A 23,471-nucleotide genomic window follows, 5' to 3' on the forward strand; every position below is an offset into this window, starting at 1 on the left:
ATGTCAAATACTAATGAAAAAGTTAGTTTCTTTAAAAGAAAGAACATAGAGTTCTCTGTTAAAAGGTACTTAATTGACACTTTAAGCTTCATGGCACTTGGTCTTTTTTCTTCACTAATAATCGGTAGTATAATGAATACAATCGGAAGTAAACTTGGGATACCATTTTTATCAGAAACAGTATGGCCCATTGCTAACAGTATGACTGGACCAGCTATAGCAGTTGCAGTAGCCTTTGGTCTTCAGGCTCCGCCTTTAGTAATGTTCTCAGCAGTAATAGTGGGAGCTGCTGGAGCGGCAAACGGTGGAGGACCTGTAGGTGCTTTGCTGGCAACGTTAGTTGGTGTGGAGTTCGGTAAAATGGTTTCAAAGGAAACAAAAGTGGATATAATCGTAACACCAGCTGTAACAATACTAGTTGGCTGCTTAGTTGCAAGCTTTGTTGCACCAGCTGTTGGAGCATTTATGACAAAGTTTGGTGAGTTAATTATGTATGCAACAGAGCTACACCCTGTTCCAATGGGTAGTTTAGTTGCTGTACTAATGGGAATTGCCTTAACACTACCTATAAGTAGTGCTGCAATAGCAATAATGTTAAGCTTAAGTGGCATAGCTGCAGGAGCTGCCGTTGTTGGATGCTGTTGTCAGATGGTAGGTTTTGCTGTGCAAAGTTATAAAGATAATGGTTGGGGTGGAGTTTTTGCCCAAGGAGTTGGAACATCAATGCTCCAAGTACCAAATATCGTTAAAAAACCAATTATTTGGTTACCGCCAATTATAGCATCTGCTATACTTGGTCCAATTTCCGCTAGAGTATTACAAATGGAAAACACACCAATGGGTGCAGGTATGGGAACCAGTGGTTTAGTAGGTCAGTTCGAAGCTATTTCAGCAATGGATGGTGGAGCTGGTATGTATCTATCCATATTTCTAATGCACATAGCACTACCAGCAATACTAGTGTATGTAATTTCTAAAGTCATGTATTCTAAACAAATACTTAAACCAGGTGATATGAAGTTAGACCTATAAAAAAGTATTGTAACATCTTATAAAAAACTAAATATCAAGCGTGGGGCTTAGCCCTTCCACTTTAGGGAGGAGTCTTCAGAGCTGTGAATCGGGGTAATCCATAAGCCGAGGAGCCGAGAAGAGGACAATGAGTTAAAGTGGTACTGCAGCGTTCAAGGATTGAAAATGGCAGGGGAGGACGATTAGGTGACTAATCACTATCAAATAAAGGTATTCTCATAGATACCTTTATTTGAATATGGTGAAAACTCCTCCAAATTTAACGGGGGAGTTTTTTATTTCGAAGGAAATTATTTCATTTAGTCTTTTTCTCTTAGTAAGGATTATTGTTCTAGTTATCATATACAGGAGACATAGCATGTTCCTGATGGAGGTGTGACAGTGAATATTTTCCTAACAGGTGGAAAGCAAGTTGGCAAATCTACAATAATAAATTCAGTAACAAATGAACTGGGTATAGGGGAGAAAACCATTGGGTTTAGGACATTGTTGAATCCTAGTACAGAAATAAGGACGTTTTATATAGAACCAATTAATATTTCACTATTAGAAAACCCATACAAAGACATAGGTTACTTTAAGGACGGTACAAAAACAGGGATTACATCTACCTTTGAAGATTATGGAGTTAAATTACTAGAAAAATGTTTATCAGAGAGATCCTCAATAGTCCTCTTAGATGAAGTTGGTTTTTTTGAGGAAGGAGCACGAAATTTCCAAAAAAAGTTACATGAACTTCTAGACTCTCCTAAGACGGTCCTAGGTGTAATTAAAGAACATACATCCGAATTCTTGGACTCCATAAGATTTCGAGAAGATGTGAGGATTTTACATGTAACACTAGTTAACAGAGAAGAAATTAAAATAGAACTTATAAAAATAATTAAAAATTTAAAACTAGAAAATTAGAGGAGTGAATAAAATGATTAAATCCAATAAAACAATGATACTTGTGATACTTTTACTTACATCAATAATTATGTCAGGGTGCTTGGGCTCACAGCAAAACCCCTCTGACACAATAACAGAGACTAATAGAACTGTTATAGATCAAAAAGGTAGAGAAGTTGAGATTCCCAAAGAAATTAACAGCGTTGTGTCCACCTATGGCCCAGCCACTAATTTGATTTTCGCAGTAGGGGCACAACACAAACTTGTGGCGGTGCCTGATAAAACACATTCTAACAAGTTTTTTACCAGTGTTTATCCAGAGGTGCTGAAATTAGATGAAATTGGCAGCAGAGGCGAAGGGTTAAATATCGAAGCAGTTATAGCATCAAACCCTGATGTTGTTATATTATTTCCCGGGAATGATAATGAAACAATAATAGAACAGCTTGCTACACAGAAGATTCCAGCTGTTGTAATTAACCCAGAAAGTATAGAAGAGATTTTAGAATGTATCGAACTACTTGGGGATGTTTTAGGGAGAGAAGCACAAGCTAAAGAGTTAATTGCCTATTACATTGAGAGTCTAGAGCTTGTGGAGAGTAGGGTGTCTAACATATCCTTAGACCAACGTAAAAAGGTATACTTAGCGGGATCTAATGGATTATTGTCAACAACATCTTCTGATATGTATCAACACCATCTGATTGAACAAGCAGGTGGAATTAACGTTGCAAGTTCCTTAAATGGAGGTTGGAACCAAGTTTCAGCAGAACAGTTAATAAAATTTAACCCCGATTTTATTACTTCCGTACAATATAGCAAAGGGAATGTAGCACAGGAAATATCAGACAATAAACAGTTTAGTAATATAGAAGCAATAAAAAATAAACAGGTTTATATTTTCCCCTCAAATTTAGGGGGATGGGATATGCCAGAGCCTAGGTCCATATTAGGGATCCTGTGGTTATCAAATATGCTATATCCTGAAGAATTTGCTGACATGGACATATTAAAAGAAATAGAGGAATTTCATCTAAATTTCTATGGCAAGAATTTCACAGAACTTGGGGGAATTTTAAATGATAATGAAATTCTGGAGAAAATTAAATAGTAATCTTAAAAACAAAAAAAGTACCATATTTATTTTTTTCATAGTAACTATATTCATTTCTTTATTTTCTGGACGTTATAGCGTAAAGGTTGATGAAATATTGACTTTGTTTCAAGAGCTTCCTAATTTTCTATTAGGAAATGAAATAACAAGTAATCAGAGTTTAGTATTTTACTATATCAGACTCCCAAGAATTATTTTAGCTTTAGTAACTGGCGTAGTACTAGGTGGAACAGGTGTTGTTTTTCAAGGGGTCTTTAAAAACCCCTTGGCCTCCCCAGATGTGTTAGGAGTCACAGCAGGGTGTACTGTTGGTGCTGCTATAGCCATACTACTCCCCTTTGAAGGCAATCTAATTATACAAGTAACAGCATTTGTGTTTGGTATAGTTACAGTTTTTATTACATATGGTCTTGCAAAAGCTTCAAAAAACAAAAACATAGTGATGCTAGTGCTAGCTGGCATGGTTGTATCCGCATTCTTTTCAGCTATGCTGTCACTAATTAAATACATGGCAGATCCATTTGAACAACTTCCAGCTATTGTTTTTTGGACAATGGGAGGATTCCATAGAGCTTCATGGCCTAGGATTCAAACGCTACTTATAACAGTTCTACCGTGTATTATTTTTTTAAAATCTACATCTTGGAAGTTGAACATACTGTGCTTGGGTGATGAAGATGCACAGGGATTAGGTATAAATGTAAAGAGACTGCGCCTTATAATACTGAGTATATCTGCATTTATGGTTGCAAGCTGTATTAGTATTACTGGAACCGTTGGATGGGTGGCTTTAGTCGTACCCCACATTACTAGGTTATATGTTGGAGCAGATCACAGTAGGCTACTTCCGATGAGTATGTTGGTTGGCGGAGGTTTCACAGTACTAATGGATACTATAGCAAGATCACTTACAACTTCCGAGATCCCAATCAGTATACTAACAGCAGCCATTGGTGCACCAGTCTTTGCTTACTTACTTATAGTTAAAAGCACTGTGGAGGGATAATTATGACTATAAAAATTACAGATATCCAATTTAACTATAATCAGAGGCGTGTCCTAAAAGGATGTTCGTTAATTATTGAAAGAGGTAACATATACGGTCTTTTAGGTGCTAATGGAGCGGGAAAAACAACCCTAATGAAAATTATAAAGGGACTGCTTAAACCGCAAAATGGAGATGTTGAAATTGATGGAAGAAACACTTTAGCAATGACCATAGAGGAAATATCCCAAAAGATTGCTACTGTTTCCCAAGACACTAATCAAGTATTTCCTTTTTCTGTACTTGATATGGTAACTATGGGGAGGAATCCTCACATCAAGCTTTTCGGTAAGCCAATAAAGGAAGATTACATAAAGGCAGAGGAGTCTTTAGCATTGGTAGGAGGGCTTTACTTAAAAGAGAGAATTTTTAATGAGCTAAGTGGCGGGGAGAGGCAATTAGTTATGATAGCTAGAGCATTAGCACAACAAACTCCATACATATTATTTGATGAACCTACTGCTCACTTGGATTTTACAAATCAGCATGTAATTTTAAAAGTTATAAGGGATGTTGTAAAGAAAAATAATTTAGGGGTCTTAATTTGCATGCACGACCCTAATCTAGTGTACCAGTATTGCTCACACTCAGTGATGATACATGAGGGTCAAGTTCTTAGTAAAGGTTTAACAAAAGAAGTTTTTAATGAAGGCAATCTATCTTACCTCTATGGAACATCCACTAAAATCAGTCGAATAGACAATGGACTAATCTATGTTTCAGCTAAGTAATCTTACCTTAGGAGAGAAAAAGTATGATAACAGCTATTATAATGGCATCAGGTTACTCGAGAAGAATGAAACAAAACAAACTACTATTAAAGATATTCGGTAAACCTATGGTGGAACATGTTATCGATATAGCAAAAAAAGGATCTCTAGATGAGATCTTATTGATATATAAGGACCAGGAAGTTAAAGAGATAGCGAGTAAAAATAATGTTAATTCATTGTATAACAAATATGCATATCTAGGACAAAGTGAGGCCATAAAATTAGGAGTCAGCAACTCCCATGAAGACACTGAGGGATATATGTTTTTAACATCGGACCAACCACTGCTGACAGAAGACATACTAAATAGACTAATCCACAAATTTAATCAAAATAAGGACTGCATAATAGTGCCTTTATATGGGGACAAGCCTGGCAGTCCTTGTATATTTCCAAAGAAATTCAAGAATCAACTACTTAGCCTTTCAGGAGATACTGGAGGCAGAAGAATAATCAAAGGCAATACACAGCATGTACTATATGTGAATATAGAAGAGCATGCAGGACATGACATTGATAAATGGGAGGACTATATAGGAATTTTTTAAAGCTTTCAAATATGACAAGGATATTTCATTTTTGAAATCAAGAAACAACCCTAAGGAGAGTGTTTTGTGGTTATTGCGTTAAAAAACCATTTCAATAATGAAATAAACTAGAATAACTTCAAGCTAATCCTAGGCATATATGGGACATTTATATTGGCATAGTATTTGCATTTATACAAGGCGTAGAAAAAAATAACTGGAGGTTAGGATATGAGGATAGGTTTTATAGGACTTGGAGCAATGGGTAAAGGGATGGCCACGAATTTAGTGAAAAGTGTCAATCAATTGGTTGTTTATGATATAAACATAGCAGTTGTCAACGAACTAAAAGAACTAGGTGCTGAAGTGGCTAAATCTCCTAAAGACTTGGCTGAAAAAGTAGATGTTATTATGACATCTTTACCAAATTCACAAATAGTTCAAATGACTATGCTAGGTGAAAATGGTGTCTTAGAAGGGGCAAAGCCAGGAAGCGTTATTGTTGATTTCAGCAGTATAACGCCAAAGACAATTCAACACATCGCTAGGGAAGCAAACAAAAAAGATATAGAAGTTCTAGACGCTCCAGTCAGTGGCGGTCAAATAGGGGCAGAAAAAGGAACTTTAACCATAATGGTTGGAGGAAAGGAAGAGGTATTAAACAAAATACTTCCATTATTAAACTGCGTTGGAACTTCTATCAAACACGTAGGAGATGTGGGCGCTGGCGATACAATTAAACTAGTAAACAACTTACTACTTGGAGTAAATATGGCTGCAGTTTCAGAAGCGTTAACTTTAGGTGTTAAAGCTGGCCTAAAGCCAGAAATTTTATATGATGTTATCTCTCAAAGCTCAGGAAATTCATATGCACTAAAAGCAAAGTATGAAAAATTCATAGCTAAGGGGAACTTTGAGCCTGGATTTATGATTGATTTGCAATATAAAGATTTACAATTAGCTATCGATACTGCAAAGGACCTACAATTTCCACTACTTATAGGAAATTTAGCACAACAATTGTATGAAATTGCTAGGGCAGAAGGTAATGGCAATAAGGATATATCTGCAATAATAAATACATTTGAAAATTGGGGTCAAGTAAAAGTAAGGGAAAGGGAGGCAGAATAATGGAGTTAAAAAGGTTGATCGAAGAAAAACTCCCTCTAACTATAGGGGAAACAATTGAAATCGCACACAGTGAGGGTGTAAGGGTAGTAGATGTTGTTCTAGCAGAAGCTGAACTAACAACAGGAAAAAGTAAAGAAGAGATTCTACAACAATCATACGAACAGTTTGCACACAATTTAAAAGCTGTGGAAATCGGGTTAGAAACAGGTCACAGTTTGCTTTTAGGCAGCACAGGGGCACAACTACATAAAATTGAGGGAAATGCTTTGTTTGAAGATGGTTTTATTGACAAAGTATTAAAATATACAATTGCAGCCCAAGTAGGAAATCATGAAATAGGGTTAAATCCTTGTGCGGGTACTGGAGACTCTTGCCCCTATACAGGTTTTATAAAGGCATTAGAAGAAACTGGTGGAAGTAAGGAAGAAGTATGTGAAACAACTGCTCTAATCTTAAAGATAGGATCAATGTTTAGAGTGGGAAAGGTTACCACAGGGTGTAATATGGAAGGTTTTGGAGCAGGAGCAGCGGCCATAGCCGCTGCAATGGTGCATGTGAAATGCGGAACACCCAAGGATATGGAGAGAGCTATGGTACTATCCATATCACCTACCATCGCAGTTCCTTGTACACCAAGGGTTATGGTTCCAGCCCTTTGCGCAACCCATATCGGGGGGGCCATATTAATTGGATCCCTTGCAGCGAGTTTAACAACTAAAACAGATATAGAAGTAAACGTTCCTATAGATGTAATGCTTGCCATGGCTACTGAAATACATCCTGTATCTGCAAAGCATATAGTTCCGATGGTCAATGACTATATGAGACCTTTCTTTAAGACAAAGCCTCAAGTGGAAAAACTCATAGACCAGGAAATAAAAGACCTAGAGCAAGAGAACATTAGCAAAACATTACAGAGGTCTAAAGAGGTGGCCAAAAAGCTAGCTCATGGTGCCAAACCTATAAACCAAACATTGGGAGTAGCTGTAGTTGGGGGTAGTTCACAAGCAGTGGGATCACCCACAAATACAGGCAGAATCGCACACTATCTCTCAAAAGGACAAATCAAAAAAGTTAAAATCGAATTGTATGGTGAGCTCTTCGACAGAAGGGGTATCAATATACCAGGAACACTAATGGGGGCAGTTTTCGGTGCTTCCACAAATGATTACAAAATGTATAGACAAGTTATGGAATCTGTAGAACGACTGGGTATAGAAGTGGAAATAATCAGAGCAGAAGAACATCAAGTACAACGGGTGACTATTGAGACTAATGAGGGAACTTTTATGGTAGATGCATTAAATAGAGGTGGAGGACGATTAGTACTAAGAAAAGCCACACCATCTGTCCAAAGGGCTGCAGAGATAGCCGAAGAGCTATCCATTGTTCTTGCTGAAGAATAGGGGGGCTGGAACATGAATATTTTAGAGAAAATTATCGCTCAAAAAGCAGGGGTTAAAACTGTTAAAGTAGGCGATGAACTGACTGTAAAAGTGGACTTGGCAATAGCCCACGATGTGACAGCACCCATGGCAATTAAGCAATTTCGTTCAATAAATGTAGATAAGGTATTTGACAAGGAACGCGTGGTATTTGTAATGGACCACTGCGTTCCATGCGCAACAGTGGATTCTAGGCAACAACAAAAATATATCAAGGAATTTGCACAAGAGTTTGGAACTAGACTTTTCGACAAATCTGAAGGTGTAATTCATCAAGTAATAAGTGATGAGAAACTATATAAATCAGGAGATTTAATAGTTGGCGCAGACTCACATACTTGTACAGCAGGAGCTTATGGAGCAATAGCATTGGGTGTAGGGTCCACAGATTTAGCAGCAGTAATGGCTTTAGGAACAATAGACATGGAAGTTCCTGTAACTCACCTTATAAGAATAGAAGGTAGCTTAAGCAAAGGGGTATATGCTAAAGATATAATTCTACATGTAATAGGGATGTTTGGAACAAACGGCTTTACAGATAGGGGAGTAATTTTATCAGGTAGTACAATACTGGGTTTATCTGACGATGAGAAGATGACAATTTCAAATATGATGATTGAGATGGGAGCTATGATTGGCTATATAGATCAAAGCAAAGAATTTGATGCTAAGTATATTGGGAAAGTATCCAAGGAAACAGTCATTCTTGCAGAAGATATACAGCCAGTGGCAGCATGCCCTTCTTCACCTGACAACATAAAGGTAATTGAAAACATTGAAGGGGTTAAGATAAATCAGGCAGTTATCGGAAGCTGCACTAATGGTCGAATTTCTGACATGATTATTGCTGCAGAGGTCTTAAAGGATAGAAAAGTAAGTGAAAATGTAAACTTAGTGGTATGTCCTGCATCTAAAAAAGTGTTGACTGAAATGGAACACCAAGGATTAACTAAAATTCTTAGGGATGCTGGAGCCATTGTCACAAACCCCGGTTGTGGTCCATGTTATGGAGCCCACCAAGGTCTATTGAATCATGATGATATAGCAATAAGTACAACGAATAGGAATTTCCCCGGGAGAATGGGACATAAGGACGCTCAAATATATTTAGCATCTCCTCGAGTAGTGGCAGAAAGTGCAGTCCAGGGACATATTGTGAGACCTGGGACAGTAATTCCATTGGAGGTATAGTTATGAAAAAGTTTACAGGAAAAGTATTCAGTTTAGATGACAACGTGGATACAGATCAGATATTACCGGGATATGCCATGTCTTATCCTGAAAATGATCTAAAAAATTATACCCTTAAGGGAAGTATTATTCCGGAGTTCCCTCAACTTGTTAAAGGTGGAGACATTATAGTTGCTGGAGAAAACTTTGGCTGTGGTTCTAGCAGGGAGCAAGCTCCTTTTGCCTTAAAGGAATCAGGGGTATCAGTTATAATCGCTAAATCTTTCGCAAGGATATTTAGGCGTAATGCCATTAACATAGGCTTACCAGTAATAACTTGTGACCAAGTCCATCAAATCCAAGAAGATATGGATAAAGAAGACCTGTTTGAAGTAGACATCAAATTCCTTACAGTTAAAAATTTATCAAAAAACAAAACTTATTCACTAAACGGTTTGACAAATGTGACATTGGAAACCCTGCAAGCAGGTGGACTTATGAACAAGGTGATTAAAAAGCTAGAAGAGAAGGGGTGTCATAATGGCTAAGTATAGACCAAATACAGAAAGAATCATCAGAGAAGACATTGAAAGAATTCAAGCATATGAAAAAGCCTTTGGCGTAAAGATGCCTTACATTGATGAAAATGGTGATATTCAAGGTTTACCAGCACCATATCCGAGGGAAGTTAATGGTGTTATTCGAAGTGGTTATCGTTTAACTGAGCTTGGTAGAAAAGCAGTGGAAACTGGCAATCCAATACAAAACCCAATTTTGGGTAGGAACAGTGCCGAAGAGACCTTCAATGAATCACAGCATATGTATAAAATGGCTGAAAAGCTAGGAATAAACTTGTTTCAATTTGTTCACTCTGAAGCAACAAGACATATAGACCCATTAGACGGTATCGAACTTATCGAGCAATCAAGGGGTAAAGGTGGTATAACTCCTGAAGGTGAAAGACAGTTTGTGGAAATGGGTGGTGGATCTACACATCCAATTAGAATAAATGCTACTGGTGATACCACTCATCTTAACGTACTTAATGCTCTAATAGCAGGATTTGATGGAACAGATCTAGGTCCTGTTATCCACGTTCACTTTGGAGGCAGAGGTATTCATGACTTTAAAACAAAGGTAACCAATGGATATAAAGCTATTCAATTATGTGCGGAGAACAATATCTTCGTTCAACTTGATACCCATAAACATATAAACAACATAATGGGAACTGATGGAATGGCGCTAGCAATGTGTTTACTTGCTGAGGGATTAGCTGTAAAAGCAGGATTAGACAGGGCCCTTAGTGCTATCCAGATGAATGTTGCAGGAATAAACCTATTAGCCGACTTAGCCCTAATAAAAGCTTATCGTGAGACAATTTGGAGTGAGTTTATCATTGCTGTTCCAGAGACATTCCAAAACCCACCTGCAGATTTAATAGCGGAACAAGCACACTTTGCTAGAATGGCAGCATCGGCAAAACTGGCGGGAGCGAACTTCTATAGACCAAAGGCCGCAGAAAATGTTGGGATACCTACTGGTGAGTCCATGGCGAAAGCTATTTGGGCTACGCAAGATGTATTCAACAATACCTATAAGGTTGATATAAAAGATGAATATATCCACAAAAGAAAAGAAGAAATTAAGGCAGAGGCCATGGCTGTATTAACGGCTGCCCTTAAGAGAGAAACCATGATTAAGCCTGAAGAAGTAACAGCAGAATTCTGGTTACAATACGACTCCAATGATTTAATCGAAATGATTGTAGAAGCTGGTAAAAGTGGCATTTTAGATACACCAAGGGCAGGAGGCTGGGATTTAAAAAGATTTGTAAAAACAAATAGAGATTTTGATGGTATCAGAAGGTATGTCAAAGGTTTTACTCCAATAGGTGTAGATGAAAAGTATATGCCTTTAACAAAAGAAAACATAGAAGTTAAAGGGGAAAATGTTATAACAAAGAAGGAAAAAATACTCTTAGCTACTGTTGGAGCTGACGCCCATGTTGTTGGAATTAACATGGTCAAAGAAGCAATAGAGCAAGCAGGGTACGAAGTGATTTTCCTAAGGGGAATGAACTTGCCAGAAACTGTGGCAGAGGTTGCTGCTGAAACAAAGGCAGATGTTGTAGGAGTAAGTAACTTATTGGGTCTGGGTGTTACTCTTTTCCCAAGGGTAGACTCACGACTTAAAGAGCTTGGCATAAGAGACGATGTGGTACTTATGTCAGGTGGTAGAATAGCTGAAAAAGAAGAAGAACACGCGATGTTCGAGGAAAAAATAGCTAATGAGGGAACTGGGTTCTTAGGCGTTGATGGATTCTTTGGTCCCGGCACTGATGTAAAAGAATGTATAAAATGGATAGAAGAGCAGTTACAAGATAAAAGGGGTGAATAATTAAATGGAACAAATAAAAACAAGAGTAGTTATTATGAGAGCAGGGACAAGTAAAGGAATATTTATAAAAGACTCTGACCTTCCAACTGACTCAAAGGAAAGGGATGAACTAATCCTTAAAATATTTGGAAGTCCAGATATTAGACAAATAGATGGTTTAGGCGGCGCCGATCCACTGACTAGTAAGCTAGCCATAATTGGTCCTTCCACCAGGGAGGATGCAGATGTGGACTATACCTTCGGTCAGGTTTCATATAGTGCTCCCAAAATTGACTACTCTGGTAACTGTGGCAATATATCTGCTGGGGTAGCCCCATTCGCTGTGGATGAGGGGCTAGTAAAAGCTACCGAGCCAATTACAACAGTAAGAGTGCATAACACAAATACTGGGAAAATTTTGGTTGAGAAAGTTGAAGTTATAAATGGAATGGCTAAAGTTAAAGGTGACTTCAGCATAGCTGGTGTCCCAGGAACTGGCTCGCCAATCTCCATTGACTTTTCAGATTCACAAGGTTCTAGTACAGGCAAGCTTCTACCCACTGGCAATGTTGTTGACAAAATCGAAGTTACTGGTTATGGAAAGATAGATGCTTCCTTAGTAGATGCAGCAAACCCAGTTGTCTTTGTAAAAGCAGAAGACTTGGGTCTAACTGGTATAGAAACACCCGCTGAAATAGATAAAAACAAAGAGCTTTTACAAACCTTAGAAGAGATTAGAGGTAAGGCAACAGTGATGATGGGGCTTGTAGACAAATGGGAAAAGGCCGTGGAAGAGGTACCAGCTTTCCCAATGATAGCATTTGTATCACCAGCTAAAACATATAAAGATTTTACTAAAGGTAAGCAAATAAACGAAAGTGAAATAGATTTTGTTTCAAGACTAATGTTCATGCAAGTTGTACATAAGACCTATGCTGGCACAGCTACCATTTGTACAGGTGCTGCAGCTCGCATTGAGGGAACAGTGGTAAACCAGGCAATGAAACAAGGCAATAGAGGGCACCAAGACATCCTGAGAATTGGACACCCAGCAGGGATAATCACTATCGATGTGGGGGCAAGTGAAAAAGAAAACGTGTGGAACCTAGATAAAGCAGTAATTGAGAGGACAGCCCGAAGAATTATGGAGGGCTTTTGTTTCACCGCGAAATGAGGTTAAGCCATGACTAAATTCGATTACTTGATTGTTGATATAGGTAGCACTTATACAAAACAAAGGCTATTTAAAAACAAGCAGCTAGTTGCCAGTGTACAGAGCCCTACCACCATCGAAGATGTTCAAATGGGCATAGATCAAGGTGATAAAGAGATTAAAGCAAGTCTTGGAATGCAAGAATACGAAGTGGAAAGTGTTTTAGCTTCAAGTAGTGCTGCTGGCGGACTTAAGATGGTTGCTATGGGTTACATGTCAAGGGTTACAGCCAAGGCTGCAAAGGAAGTTGCCATGAACTCTGGTGCAAAGATACTAGAGATAATATCCCATGAAGACCCTCCTGAATATAGAATTCAAATCATTAAAGAGACGGATCCAGATATAGTTCTACTGGCAGGTGGTACTGACTTTGGTGATGAGACATCTTTAGTAGAAAATGCAGAACTACTAGCTAGATGTGACACAAAGGCAGTAGTGGTAATCGCAGGGAATATTATGGCACAAAAAAAAGCTGAACAAATTTTACAAGGTGCTAATATTAGCTGTGTTAGAGCAGCTAATATTATGCCCACAATACATCAACTTAAAGTGGAAGAAGCTAGAGATATCATTCATAAAGAGTTTATTAAACAAATCACTAAAGCCAGAGGTCTCAGTGCATTAAAAAACAAAATAACCAACGAGAAAATAGTCCCAACACCAGGAGCAGTTCTTATGGCAACAGAGTTACTTGCAAAGGGAACCTATGAAAAAGAAGGTTTAGGCGAAGTTATAATAGTGGACCTAGGTGGGGCAACAACAGATGTCCACTCAGTAATACCAAGACTTTCAGAACTAAAAGATGAAGAAATAGGCCTAATAATTAGCAATGAAAAGCAAATATCCCATCGCACTGTTGAGGGTAATTTGGGTCTAAGGGTAAGTGCATTAGGAGTTCTTGAAACAGTGAATCCAAAAGCTATATTGAAAAAAAGAGGTCTCGATTTAGACAATAATTTAGATTTATTCATAGGTTATTGCCAACATCTTGATGAAAAACCCATGCACTTGCCTAAAAATCAGGTGGAATACGAATTTGATACTTTACTGGCTGAGACAGCTGTGGAAGTGGCCCTAAAACGCCACGCAGGTTATATATCCACAAACTATGACCCAATAACAGGGATAACACCTGGAATGCCAGTGGGAAGAGATTTGAGAAATGTTGAAACGTTGATTGCTGTTGGGGGTATATTTGCCCATAGGAGCAAGGAAGAAGGGGAGAGGATAATTAGAAATGCCCTGAAAGAACGAGGGGTTTCACTCCTACCTAAAGACCCAAAAATCTTAATTGATGCAAATTATCTACTTTATACTGGTGGAATTATATCGCAGGTGGATGAGGAGTATGCATTTGACGTACTAATAAATCAATTTAAAAATAACAGGGGGTAGACCAATGAAAAAAACAACTAAATTAAGAGAACTATTGAAAGTAAAGGAAATATTAGTAGCACCTGGAGCCCATGATGCTTTAACAGCAAGGGTTATTGAAAAGTCAGGTTTTAAGACTGTGTATATGACTGGTTATGGCCAAGCTGCCAGTGCCTTAGGAAAACCAGACATTGGACTTTTAAGTATGACAGAAATGCTAGATAGGGCACGCAAAATGGTTTCAGCTGTGGATGTCCCAGTAATTGCTGATGCTGATACAGGTTTTGGGAATGCAATAACAGTAATGAGAACTGTAGAAGAATATGAAATGGCAGGGGTAGCTGGAATCCAACTAGAAGACCAGGTGGCACCGAAGAGATGTGGCCATATGCTAGGAAGAAAAGTAGTTTCATTAGATGAAATGGTTGGTAAAATTAAAGCAGCTAAAGAGGCGCGTAAAGACCCTGATTTTGTGATTATTGCCCGTACCGATGCAAGGACAGTTCATGGAATTGAAGAAGCCGTTAAAAGGGCAAAGGCATACGAAGAAGCTGGAGCTGATGTGATATTTGTTGAATCTTTAGAAACCTTAGAAGAAATGCAATTAATCCATGAAACACTAACTGTTCCTACACTTGCAAACATGGTTGAAGGTGGAAGAACACCACTATTGACAAATGACGAACTTGAAGAAATAGGTTATGGTTTAGTAATATATCCAACAGCATCTACCTATGTTTACGCTAAGGCAATGCTTGATTTAATGAATAAATTAAAGACCGACAAAACAACTGCTAATTACACTGATCAAATGATTACCTTTCCTGAGTTCAATAAGTTAGTAGGTTTAGAGGACTACGCTAAGTTAGAAGATAAGTTCGTAAGGGAGTAAGAGAATCATTTAAGGGGGATGGAAAATGAATAAAAGTCTAGCAATAAAAAATATCGGCACTTTGATAACAGGTGATATTAACAATCCAGTTTCTACAGCTAATACGGTTATAGTGATACACGGAAAAATCGAGAAAATAGGTGATGAAAGCTTACTGACTGATTATAAGTGTGATGAAGTCATCGATGCAATGGGTACAACATTGGCGCCGGGGCTTATCGATTCTCATGTACATCCAGTTTTGGGAGATTTTACCCCAAGACAAAATACCTTAGGATTTATAAACAGCTCACTCCATGGTGGTGTAACATCTATGATTTCTGCTGGAGAAGCACACACACCTGGTCGCCCTAAAGATCCAGCCGGGACAAAAGCGCTAGCTATACTAGCCCACAAGTCTTCAAAATCTAGACCGGGTGGAGTTAAGCTTCATGGTGGAGCAGTGATTTTAGAAGAAGGTCTTATTGAAAAAGACTTTGAAGAAATGGCTAAAGAGGGAGTATGGCTTGTGGGTGAAGTTGGTTTAGGGTCAATAAAAGATCCTGAAAAAGCTGCACCCATGGTAAAGCTAGCTAAGAAACATGGCTTTAAAGTAATGATGCACACTGGAGGAACATCAATACCAGGAAGTAGCACCATTTCATCCGATGATGTCATTAGAACAGGACCTGATGTTGTATCTCATATAAATGGTGGACCTACTGCTGTATCACTGACAGAGATGGAAAAAATAATAGATAATACAGATATGGCTTTAGAAATTGTTCAATGTGGAAACTTTAAAGTAATGAAAGAAACTGTTAATAAAGTAAAATCAAGGGATCAATTACAAAGGATAATCATAGGAAATGACTCTCCTTCAGGTTCAGGTATAATACCACTAGGAATTTTGAGGACAATCGCCTACGTTGCTTCAGAGGCAGAGGTATCCGCAGCAGAAGCATTGTGTTTTGCCACTGGAAATACTGCGCAGGTCTATGGTTTAAACACTGGGTTGGTTGAAGAAGGTAAAGAAGCGGATTTTGTAATCATGGATACTCCTCTAGGTTCTATTGGGAAAAATGCCATCGAAGCCCTAGAGGCAGGGGACCTCCCAGGGATTTCTATGGTGATAATAGATGGTCAAATTCAGTTTGCAAAGAGTAGAAATACTCCACCTGCTACAAAAATGGCTAAAGTAGAGGGGGCAGTTTAGATGATCCATATTTACCTGGATAAATGTAAGGGATGTAATATCTGTGTAAAAAACTGTCCATTGGATGCTATTGAGGTTAAAAATAAAAAAGCCTATACAAAGGACAATTGTGTATCCTGCGGGATTTGTGTTAGGGTCTGCCCGTTTAAGGCCATAGAAAAAGACACACTTAACACGCAAAACTACTTAATTTGTAAAAACTGTCCCGTAAACTGTACAATACCTGAAGGAAAAACAGGTGCATGTACGAGATATCAAAGTAATGGTAATGAAATCATTAGAAATAGAAAGCTAGTTGTAGAAGGTGTATACAAGTCTAACAAAGAAAAACTAGGCTTTGAGCCTATAATCACAGGTGTAGGAAGCGGAACTAGCTATCCCTGCTGTCGGCCAGCTCCAGCAATAGTCCAAGAGAATGTGGATGGTGTAGATGTAGTAACAGTTGTAACAGAGGCTCCCCTAAGTTACAGCGGGGTAAAAGTCAAGATAGATACAAATATGCATATAGGGGATGAAGGTGCAAAGGTAAAACGAGACGGTAAAATAGTTGGAATGGTTACTACTGAAGAATACGGTTCTAAAATGCTAACATTAGGTGGAGCCAATTTATTAAGCAATGGAAATGATGGGTTTATTGTTGCGAAAACCATAGTTGACTTAGCAAATAGTCGAAGAGTAACTTTAAAGGTTGAAAGTGGTAGTACACTAGAATTACAACAAGGGCACCCACCAATAATTGATGGAAAAAAAGAAAAACTCATGCGCGTTGGCTGTGGTAGTGCAACCGTCGGTATGTTTGCTAGACAAATGTCAGAAGTAGTAGATGAAGCTATAATATTGGACTATCATGTAATAGGTTTACTTTCAGAACATTTTGCTGGCGAAGAAGTTGGCCTTACTTATAGTGGAGTCGTTCCATATGGTGTAAAAAGTACAAGGGGAAGATATTTTGGAAAACACGGCCATGGTTGGGGAGGAACTGAAATAATGGACCCCATTGACTCTGTAGCAGAAGTTGATATGAAACTAGCACGACCTGGTATGAAAATCCTAGTAACAGAAACTACAGGTCAAAAAGCTGCCTTACTTGAAGTTCAACACGATGGTTCTGTGAAGGATATCGGGCTTAATGAACAGATCTTAGAGGTCGTTAATCTGATTTCGTCTACCTGCGAGGAATCTAGTGTCTCAGTTATTTATACGGGTGGAACAGGAGGAAGTGCAAGGGCTGGAGTATCAACACTACCAAGAAAACTAACCGATGCCATTCACAATGATGAGGTATTAATGACAGTGGCAGGAGCACCAGCCTTTGTTCTACCAGGAGGAGGAATAAATTTTATGGTTGATGTTGGGAAAATGGTTCCTGAATCGACCACATGGGTGCCTACCCCTGCAACGGTTGCTCCTGTGGAATATACTATGACACGCAAGAAATACGAAGAAATCGGCGGACATAAAGCTCAGATTATGACAAAAGAGGATCTTTATAAGAAATTCAAGCTAGGTAACTAGATATGATTAGCGTATTAGATGATAAAAGGGTGTACCTAGAAATCGGTCCTATTCGGATGGTTTTGGACGTTACAATGAACTATCTAAGGGACCCTAAATTAGGAACAGAAATTGCAAAATATGTACTAGAACAGTTTAAAAAGACCCTAGAATTCATGCCATATGTAAAAGGACAGAAACAATGGGAAGGGCACTTGGAAGAGCTGCCTCTTCCCCTCCAAAAGATGTTAAATGCAGTAACGAAGTGTGGGGATGAAACAATGACACCACTTGCGGGTGTAGCTGGTTCTTTTTCAGACTTAGCCTTGGAAAAAGCTTTAGAGCTTGGATGTAATAGGGCGATAATTAATAATGGTGGTGACATAGCTTTAAGGGATCTAGAGAGAACCATAAATGTTGGGATACCACTTTTAAATAGTACTAAACCCTCCTATGTCATATCTATCGAGCCAAATGATGGTGTAAGGGGCATATGTTCAAGTGGATTTGGTGGAAGAAGCTTTACAAAGGGTGTCGCTGATCTAGCAGTTATACTGGCCAGTGATGCTGCTATAGCAGATGTATGTGCAACCCATATTGCAAATGAAACAAGTCTAGAATCTCCTAGGATACTTAGGAGCTATCCCGAGAAAATCGACAGTGGAACAGACATACCTGGCCATTTAGTTACCTTAAAAGTTGGTAACTTATCAGAGGTTGAGAAACTGACCGCACTAGTAAATGGGTATGAGGCATCAGAAAGACTATTAAATAAAGGAGTTATCAAGGGGGCATTCATAGCCGTTGGCGAAAATATGATTAAGTTACCCGAACATATTGATTTTAGGAAAATCTAAATTTTAGGAGGAAAAGATATGAAAATTAGAAAGTTTTATACCATTGTTGAAGAGCCTATTACTGATGGTCAAAAGCTAATTGAGGGAAAAAACCAAAAGAAAGTATCTGTGGCAGTTGTAATTGAGAATCCCTTTGCTGGTAAATATCAAGAAGATTTATCTTCACTTGCCGATTGGAGTGAAGAGATAGCACCACTTCTTGTGGAGAAAGCGCTAAAGGCAGCAAATATAGATATTTCTGAAGCTGAAAGCTATGGAAAAGCCGCCATAGTAGGTGGAAATGGTGAATTAGAGCATGCCGCGGCACTACTGCATCCTAAATTGGGCAAACCTTTTAGAGAAGGGTTAGGTGGTGGAAAATCCATTATCCCATCTGCAAAAAAAATGGGCTATCCAGGAGTAAGCATTGATGTACCGCTTCATTATAAAGATGCCGCCTTCGTAAGAACACACTTCGATGCCATGGAAGTTAGAGTTCCAGATGCACCTAGGGATAATGAATTAGTACTTATTGTTTCAGTGACAAACTGTGGTAGACCACACCCAAGGGTAGGTGGGCTTACCATCGCTGAGGCTAAGTGTGTAGATGGCTTAAGATAAAAAATAGCTCATCTAAAATTAGATATAATTTTGGATGAGCTATTACTTTCTATGAAGGAGGGTCAAGGCATGAAAACTATTAAAATTCAGTTAATCGTGGTCTTCACATTGATAATAGTTATTTCAATAGGTAGTTTAAGTATTATTTCTATAAATAGAGCATCAAGTGCCATTTTAAATGAAGCTGAAAAAGCTCTAGGAAACTCTGTTGTAGAAGCTGGGAAGTATATAACTTCAAGGGTAGATAATCAATTAACATATGTTGAAACATTATCGCAAAACCAAATTATTTTTGATGATGAAATGCCATGGGAGGAAAAAGCAAACTACTTCTATGAGGAAGCGAAAAGGACAGGCTATACTGGTTTTGCCTTTGCGGATATAAAAGGTGAATCTAGGGTGTTTGATCATGAGCGTACAGTTTTAGATATAAGTGAAAGAGATTATTTTCAAGGGGCCTTAACTGGAACTGCGACAACTTCGGATATTATAATAAGTTTACTTGGAGATGGGGCCATTATAATTTATGCTGTGCCAGTTAAAGTAAATAATGAGATTATAGGTGTATTTTATGGTTGGAGAGATGGGTTAGCAATAAGTGAAATCCTAGCGGATATTAGTTTTGGCGAAACCGGAGAGTCATATACCCTTAACAAAGTAGGGACGGTAACAGGACATGCTGATACTACTATGGTGTTAAACCAATTTAACTTTTTTAATGACTTAGATGATTCATACCAAGAGCTGATAGAAGTTAAACATAAAATTGTTGATGGTTCTGTAGGAATAGATAGAGTCATGTATGGGGAGCAATCCATATTGGGATATGCACCAGTGGAAAAAACACCGTGGATGGTTGTACTATCTGTTCCAGAAAAAGAGTTGCTTTCGGAAATTGACGAACTTAAAAGAACATTACTAGTCATTGTATCAATAACAATTTTAATAGGAATTGGTATAACCTATTTTACTAGTATATTTGTAGTAAAACCCATAAAAAAAGCTGTGGACCATGCTAATAACATAGCTAAGCTTGATATACGAAATGACGTACCCCAAACTTTATTAAATAGAAAGGATGAGATGGGTACTTTAAGTAGAGCACTACAAAGTATAACGGACAACTTAAGGACCTTTGTAAAGCATGTGGATAAAACATCAGAAGAGGTGGCAAAATCTTCTGGAGAATTAAGTTTATCAATAAACCAGTCACTTCAAGCAAATACTGAAGTTGCAAAAACTATAGAAGAAATAGCTAAAGGCGCATCAGAACAAGCAGAAAACACAGAAAAAGGCGCAGTTAACATAAATGATTTAACTATGCTTATAGAAGAAGAACGAAGAAGTATTGATATACTTAATAAATCAGTATACCAAGTAGATACCTTGAAAGAAGAAGGATTGCAAATATTAAAAGGCTTGAACACTGATACTGAAAGGAGTAATGATTCCTTAAGTGAAATATCTTCTAAGATTGTTGATACTAATAAAAGTGTAGGAAGAATAGAAGAAGCAAGTAGTATGATAAAGTCAATTGCAAATCAAACTAACCTATTGGCATTAAACGCTGCAATAGAAGCTGCTAGGGCAGGAGAAACTGGTAGAGGTTTTGCTGTGGTTGCTGACGAGATAAGAAAACTAGCAGAACAATCCAGTGATTTTGCAGAAGAAATATCCGTGGTAATAAAAGAGCTAACAGAAAAAACAACGTCAACAGTTGCCCTAATGGACACTGTCACCGAAATTGCCAAACTACAAACACAAAGTGTAGAGCAAACAGATGAGAAATTTAGTGGCATTGCAACTTCGATAGAAAATATGAACAATCTCATTGAAGGTGTGACAGAAATAGCTAAGGGAATGGAAGCTAAGAAAGAGGAAATTGTAAATATAATACACAACTTATCGGCCATTTCACAACAACATGCTGCCGGTAGTGAAGAGACATCGGCATCTGTACAACAACAAAATACATCCATGTCTGAGATTGCTACAGCTACTGAAAGACTAGCTCAGTTGGCAAGAGAGATGCGAGATAGTTTTTCAGGGGTAAAGTATTAAAAAGATAGCAATAAATTGATGTGAGACCAAAGGCATACCTTACGGAGTATATGCTTTTGAATAGTAAATAAAAGAATCCACTAAGAAAAACTGAACTCTTGGTGGATTTCTTTTGTTTATGCTCGGCACTAACCCACGGGAACGAACAAAAGGGCGAACTCTAGGTAGCTGATAATGTCTAACAAAAAGGTAGACATCAAGCATGAAAAATATGTAATTAAAGCGAATACCTTAAATAACAAATTAACCGAGGTAAAACTCAATATAGAAGAGGAAGAAGAGGTTCTAACCTCTCCATGTAGACTTTGAAACTGCAAATCTTTATGCAAATAAGTTTTGGATAAAGTATTTTACTCCAATGTCTCTTTCCTTGACTGAGGTGGTATTATTTAATAAATAAATCAGATTAATGGGGGGATTTTTAAGTCTTATGGCGAATTCAAATTATAACAAAAGCAGGGGGATGGGTGATAAAACATGATATTGATAATTATCTTTGGAATACCAGTAGCTTCTATAATATTCTACGTAAGTACCATGGGAATCTTAGAAAAAATTAAGAAGAATGAGGAAACCATAGTAAATATATGTTTAGGAAGTTTGTCATTTGCTTTCATTATGTTTTCTTTAGTGTATTCAATTTTAGTTGGTGCTAACTAATAAATTCTACATAATCAAAAATTACGGTAATAAGAAATAAAGCGAGAGCGTAATAAATTACGTGTAATTGGATAATAATACCACTAAAAAAGGGGTTGTCCAATTATGACTACAAAGGGTAATTTATTAGCCAAAGAATTAGCAAAAGAGTGCCGAAGTGTAGAAGAAGTACAAGAACACTTAAAAAGTTTATTCAAAGATACTATGCAGGAAATCTTCGAAGCTGAAATGGATGAGCATTTAGGCTATGATAAACACTCACCCATTGGCGATCATTCAGGGAATAGTAGAAATGGTTACAACAAGAAAACCATTAAGACTAAGTACGGAGAATCAACCATAGAAATCCCAAGGGATCGTAATGGGGATTTTGAACCACAAGTAATCAAGAAATATCAACGGACTAGCAATGAGCTCGAAGATAAAATAATATCCATGTATGCTAACGGAATGACCACACGTGACATAGAAAGCCATATGCAAGATATCTACGGCATCGAGGTATCAGCAACAATGGTTAGTAAAGTTACAGACAGGATACTACCTATGATTGCTGAATGGCAATCTAGGCCACTAGATAGGATCTACCCTATAGTTTTCCTTGATGCAATTCACTTTAAAGTTCGTGAAGATAACAGGATAATTAATAAAGCGGCTTACAGTGTACTAGGTATAAATATGGCAGGTCACAAGGAAGTTTTAGGAATATGGATTGGTGGTAACGAAAGTTCAAAGTTCTGGCTAGGAGTACTTAATGACCTTAAAAATAGAGGTGTAGAAGACATCCTAATTGCTTGTAAGGACGGACTTTCAGGCTTTTCTGAGGCTATTAACTCTGCCTTTCCAAAAACAGAAATACAGCTATGTGTTATTCACCAAATCAGAAACTCGATGAAGTATGTTTCGTATAAAGAAATGAAACAGGTAATGGTAGACCTGAAAAAAGTATACCAAGCTTTAACTCTTGATGAAGCAGAATATGCTTTTGAAGAGTTCAAAGAAAAGTGGGGTAAAAAACACCCAATAATTATTAAATCATGGGAAAAAAATTGGGATGAGTTAACTGTTTACTTTAAGTATCCTAACGAGATACGTAAATTGATCTATACTACAAATACCATCGAAGCATACCATAGACAGCTGCGTAAAGTTACTAAAACTAAAACATCTTACCCTAACGATGAAGCCTTAGAAAAAATATTGTACTTAGCTACCATGGAAATATCTAAGAAGTGGACTCAACCACTTAGGATCTGGAAACAATGTATCTCCCAGTTTGCAATATATTTTGAGGATAGAATTGACTCAAATTTAGCTGTTTAGTGCTGGGCTTTGCCCAGGAGTTTATCGCTTTAGTTCTCCCAAGGATAGAAAAAAGGGCAAAAAAAGATAGAGGGTCAGATCCTCTATCCTCGGCAGAACCTTACTAATCGCTCAGGTTACTCTCCAGTATTGCCTTATCCTTTTAGTAAGTAAGAGCCATGAATATTATATCCCAGTAATGGGAAAATATTTCTGATGTATGTTTAGATTTTCTACTAGTAGATGCAGTAAAGTAAGAAATCCAATTACACTAAATTATTTATACTCCCAATAAAGCAGGAAATAGTTATTATAG

At 37.8% G+C, this 23,471-nt stretch carries 22 protein-coding genes; all 22 read left to right on the forward strand.

Annotated elements, in window-relative coordinates; genetic code table 11:
- A complete protein-coding gene (locus HYG86_RS14450; RefSeq protein WP_213166287.1) occupies positions 1-1,032 on the forward strand; it encodes a PTS sugar transporter subunit IIC in 1,032 nt (343 codons plus the stop codon).
- Positions 1,033-1,413: 381 nt separating this feature from the next.
- Positions 1,414-1,941: a nucleoside-triphosphatase gene (locus HYG86_RS14455; RefSeq protein WP_213166288.1), complete on the forward strand. Its 528-nt coding sequence runs from the start codon at positions 1,414-1,416 to the stop codon at positions 1,939-1,941.
- Positions 1,942-1,954: 13 nt separating this feature from the next.
- Positions 1,955-3,034, forward strand: a complete 1,080-nt coding sequence (locus tag HYG86_RS14460; protein WP_213166289.1) for an ABC transporter substrate-binding protein — start codon at positions 1,955-1,957, stop codon at positions 3,032-3,034.
- Entirely contained in the window at positions 3,003-4,043 is a 1,041-nt protein-coding gene (locus tag HYG86_RS14465) for a FecCD family ABC transporter permease (RefSeq protein WP_246451797.1), read from the forward strand. Before HYG86_RS14460 ends, HYG86_RS14465 begins: the two co-directional genes overlap by 32 nt.
- A gap of 2 nt (positions 4,044-4,045) precedes the next feature.
- Entirely contained in the window at positions 4,046-4,813 is a 768-nt protein-coding gene (locus HYG86_RS14470) for an ABC transporter ATP-binding protein (RefSeq protein ID WP_213166290.1), read from the forward strand.
- Between the two features lie 23 nt (positions 4,814-4,836).
- A complete protein-coding gene (gene mocA, locus HYG86_RS14475) occupies positions 4,837-5,403 on the forward strand; it encodes a molybdenum cofactor cytidylyltransferase (RefSeq protein WP_213166291.1) in 567 nt (188 codons plus the stop codon).
- Between the two features lie 210 nt (positions 5,404-5,613).
- Complete coding sequence (locus tag HYG86_RS14480; protein WP_213166292.1) at positions 5,614-6,513, forward strand: NAD(P)-dependent oxidoreductase; 900 nt, start codon at positions 5,614-5,616, stop codon at positions 6,511-6,513.
- Positions 6,513-7,919, forward strand: a complete 1,407-nt coding sequence (locus tag HYG86_RS14485; RefSeq protein ID WP_213166293.1) for a serine dehydratase — start codon at positions 6,513-6,515, stop codon at positions 7,917-7,919. The genes HYG86_RS14480 and HYG86_RS14485 overlap by 1 nt, the downstream gene beginning before the upstream one ends.
- Before the next feature lie 12 nt (positions 7,920-7,931).
- Positions 7,932-9,149, forward strand: a complete 1,218-nt coding sequence (locus tag HYG86_RS14490) for a 3-isopropylmalate dehydratase large subunit (RefSeq protein WP_213166294.1) — start codon at positions 7,932-7,934, stop codon at positions 9,147-9,149.
- Between the two features lie 2 nt (positions 9,150-9,151).
- Positions 9,152-9,676: a LeuD/DmdB family oxidoreductase small subunit gene (locus tag HYG86_RS14495; RefSeq protein ID WP_213166295.1), complete on the forward strand. Its 525-nt coding sequence runs from the start codon at positions 9,152-9,154 to the stop codon at positions 9,674-9,676.
- Entirely contained in the window at positions 9,669-11,528 is a 1,860-nt protein-coding gene (locus HYG86_RS14500) for a cobalamin-dependent protein (protein WP_213166296.1), read from the forward strand. Before HYG86_RS14495 ends, HYG86_RS14500 begins: the two co-directional genes overlap by 8 nt.
- 4 nt (positions 11,529-11,532) lie before the next feature.
- Positions 11,533-12,681, forward strand: a complete 1,149-nt coding sequence (locus HYG86_RS14505) for a 2-methylaconitate cis-trans isomerase PrpF family protein (protein ID WP_213166297.1) — start codon at positions 11,533-11,535, stop codon at positions 12,679-12,681.
- A 9-nt stretch (positions 12,682-12,690) separates the two neighbouring features.
- Positions 12,691-14,115: a glutamate mutase L gene (locus tag HYG86_RS14510; RefSeq protein WP_213166298.1), complete on the forward strand. Its 1,425-nt coding sequence runs from the start codon at positions 12,691-12,693 to the stop codon at positions 14,113-14,115.
- 4 nt (positions 14,116-14,119) lie between these two features.
- Complete coding sequence (locus tag HYG86_RS14515) at positions 14,120-14,986, forward strand: isocitrate lyase/PEP mutase family protein (RefSeq protein WP_213166299.1); 867 nt, start codon at positions 14,120-14,122, stop codon at positions 14,984-14,986.
- A gap of 25 nt (positions 14,987-15,011) precedes the next feature.
- A complete protein-coding gene (locus HYG86_RS14520) occupies positions 15,012-16,181 on the forward strand; it encodes an amidohydrolase family protein (RefSeq protein WP_213166300.1) in 1,170 nt (389 codons plus the stop codon).
- Positions 16,182-17,696 carry a DUF362 domain-containing protein gene (locus HYG86_RS14525; protein WP_213166301.1) on the forward strand — a complete coding sequence of 505 codons (1,515 nt, stop codon included), beginning with the start codon at positions 16,182-16,184 and terminating at the stop codon, positions 17,694-17,696.
- Positions 17,697-17,698: 2 nt separating this feature from the next.
- Complete coding sequence (locus tag HYG86_RS14530) at positions 17,699-18,532, forward strand: UPF0280 family protein (protein ID WP_213166302.1); 834 nt, start codon at positions 17,699-17,701, stop codon at positions 18,530-18,532.
- An 18-nt stretch (positions 18,533-18,550) separates the two neighbouring features.
- Positions 18,551-19,132 (forward strand): amino acid synthesis family protein, encoded by a 582-nt coding sequence (locus tag HYG86_RS14535; RefSeq protein ID WP_213166303.1) that lies wholly within the window; start codon positions 18,551-18,553, stop codon positions 19,130-19,132.
- Positions 19,133-19,201: 69 nt separating this feature from the next.
- Positions 19,202-21,193, forward strand: coding sequence for a methyl-accepting chemotaxis protein (locus tag HYG86_RS14540; RefSeq protein ID WP_213166304.1), 1,992 nt, complete (start codon positions 19,202-19,204; stop codon positions 21,191-21,193).
- Positions 21,194-21,367: 174 nt separating this feature from the next.
- Positions 21,368-21,502, forward strand: coding sequence for a hypothetical protein (locus HYG86_RS18315; protein ID WP_281391281.1), 135 nt, complete (start codon positions 21,368-21,370; stop codon positions 21,500-21,502).
- Between the two features lie 168 nt (positions 21,503-21,670).
- On the forward strand, positions 21,671-21,853 hold the full coding sequence (locus HYG86_RS14545) for a hypothetical protein (protein WP_213166305.1): 183 nt from the start codon (positions 21,671-21,673) through the stop codon (positions 21,851-21,853).
- A 105-nt stretch (positions 21,854-21,958) separates the two neighbouring features.
- Entirely contained in the window at positions 21,959-23,176 is a 1,218-nt protein-coding gene (locus HYG86_RS14550) for an IS256 family transposase (protein WP_213166306.1), read from the forward strand.
- Positions 23,177-23,471: the final 295 nt, after the last annotated feature.

The sequence above is a fragment of the Alkalicella caledoniensis genome, from assembly GCF_014467015.1.
GTDB lineage: Bacteria > Bacillota > Proteinivoracia > Proteinivoracales > Proteinivoracaceae > Alkalicella > Alkalicella caledoniensis.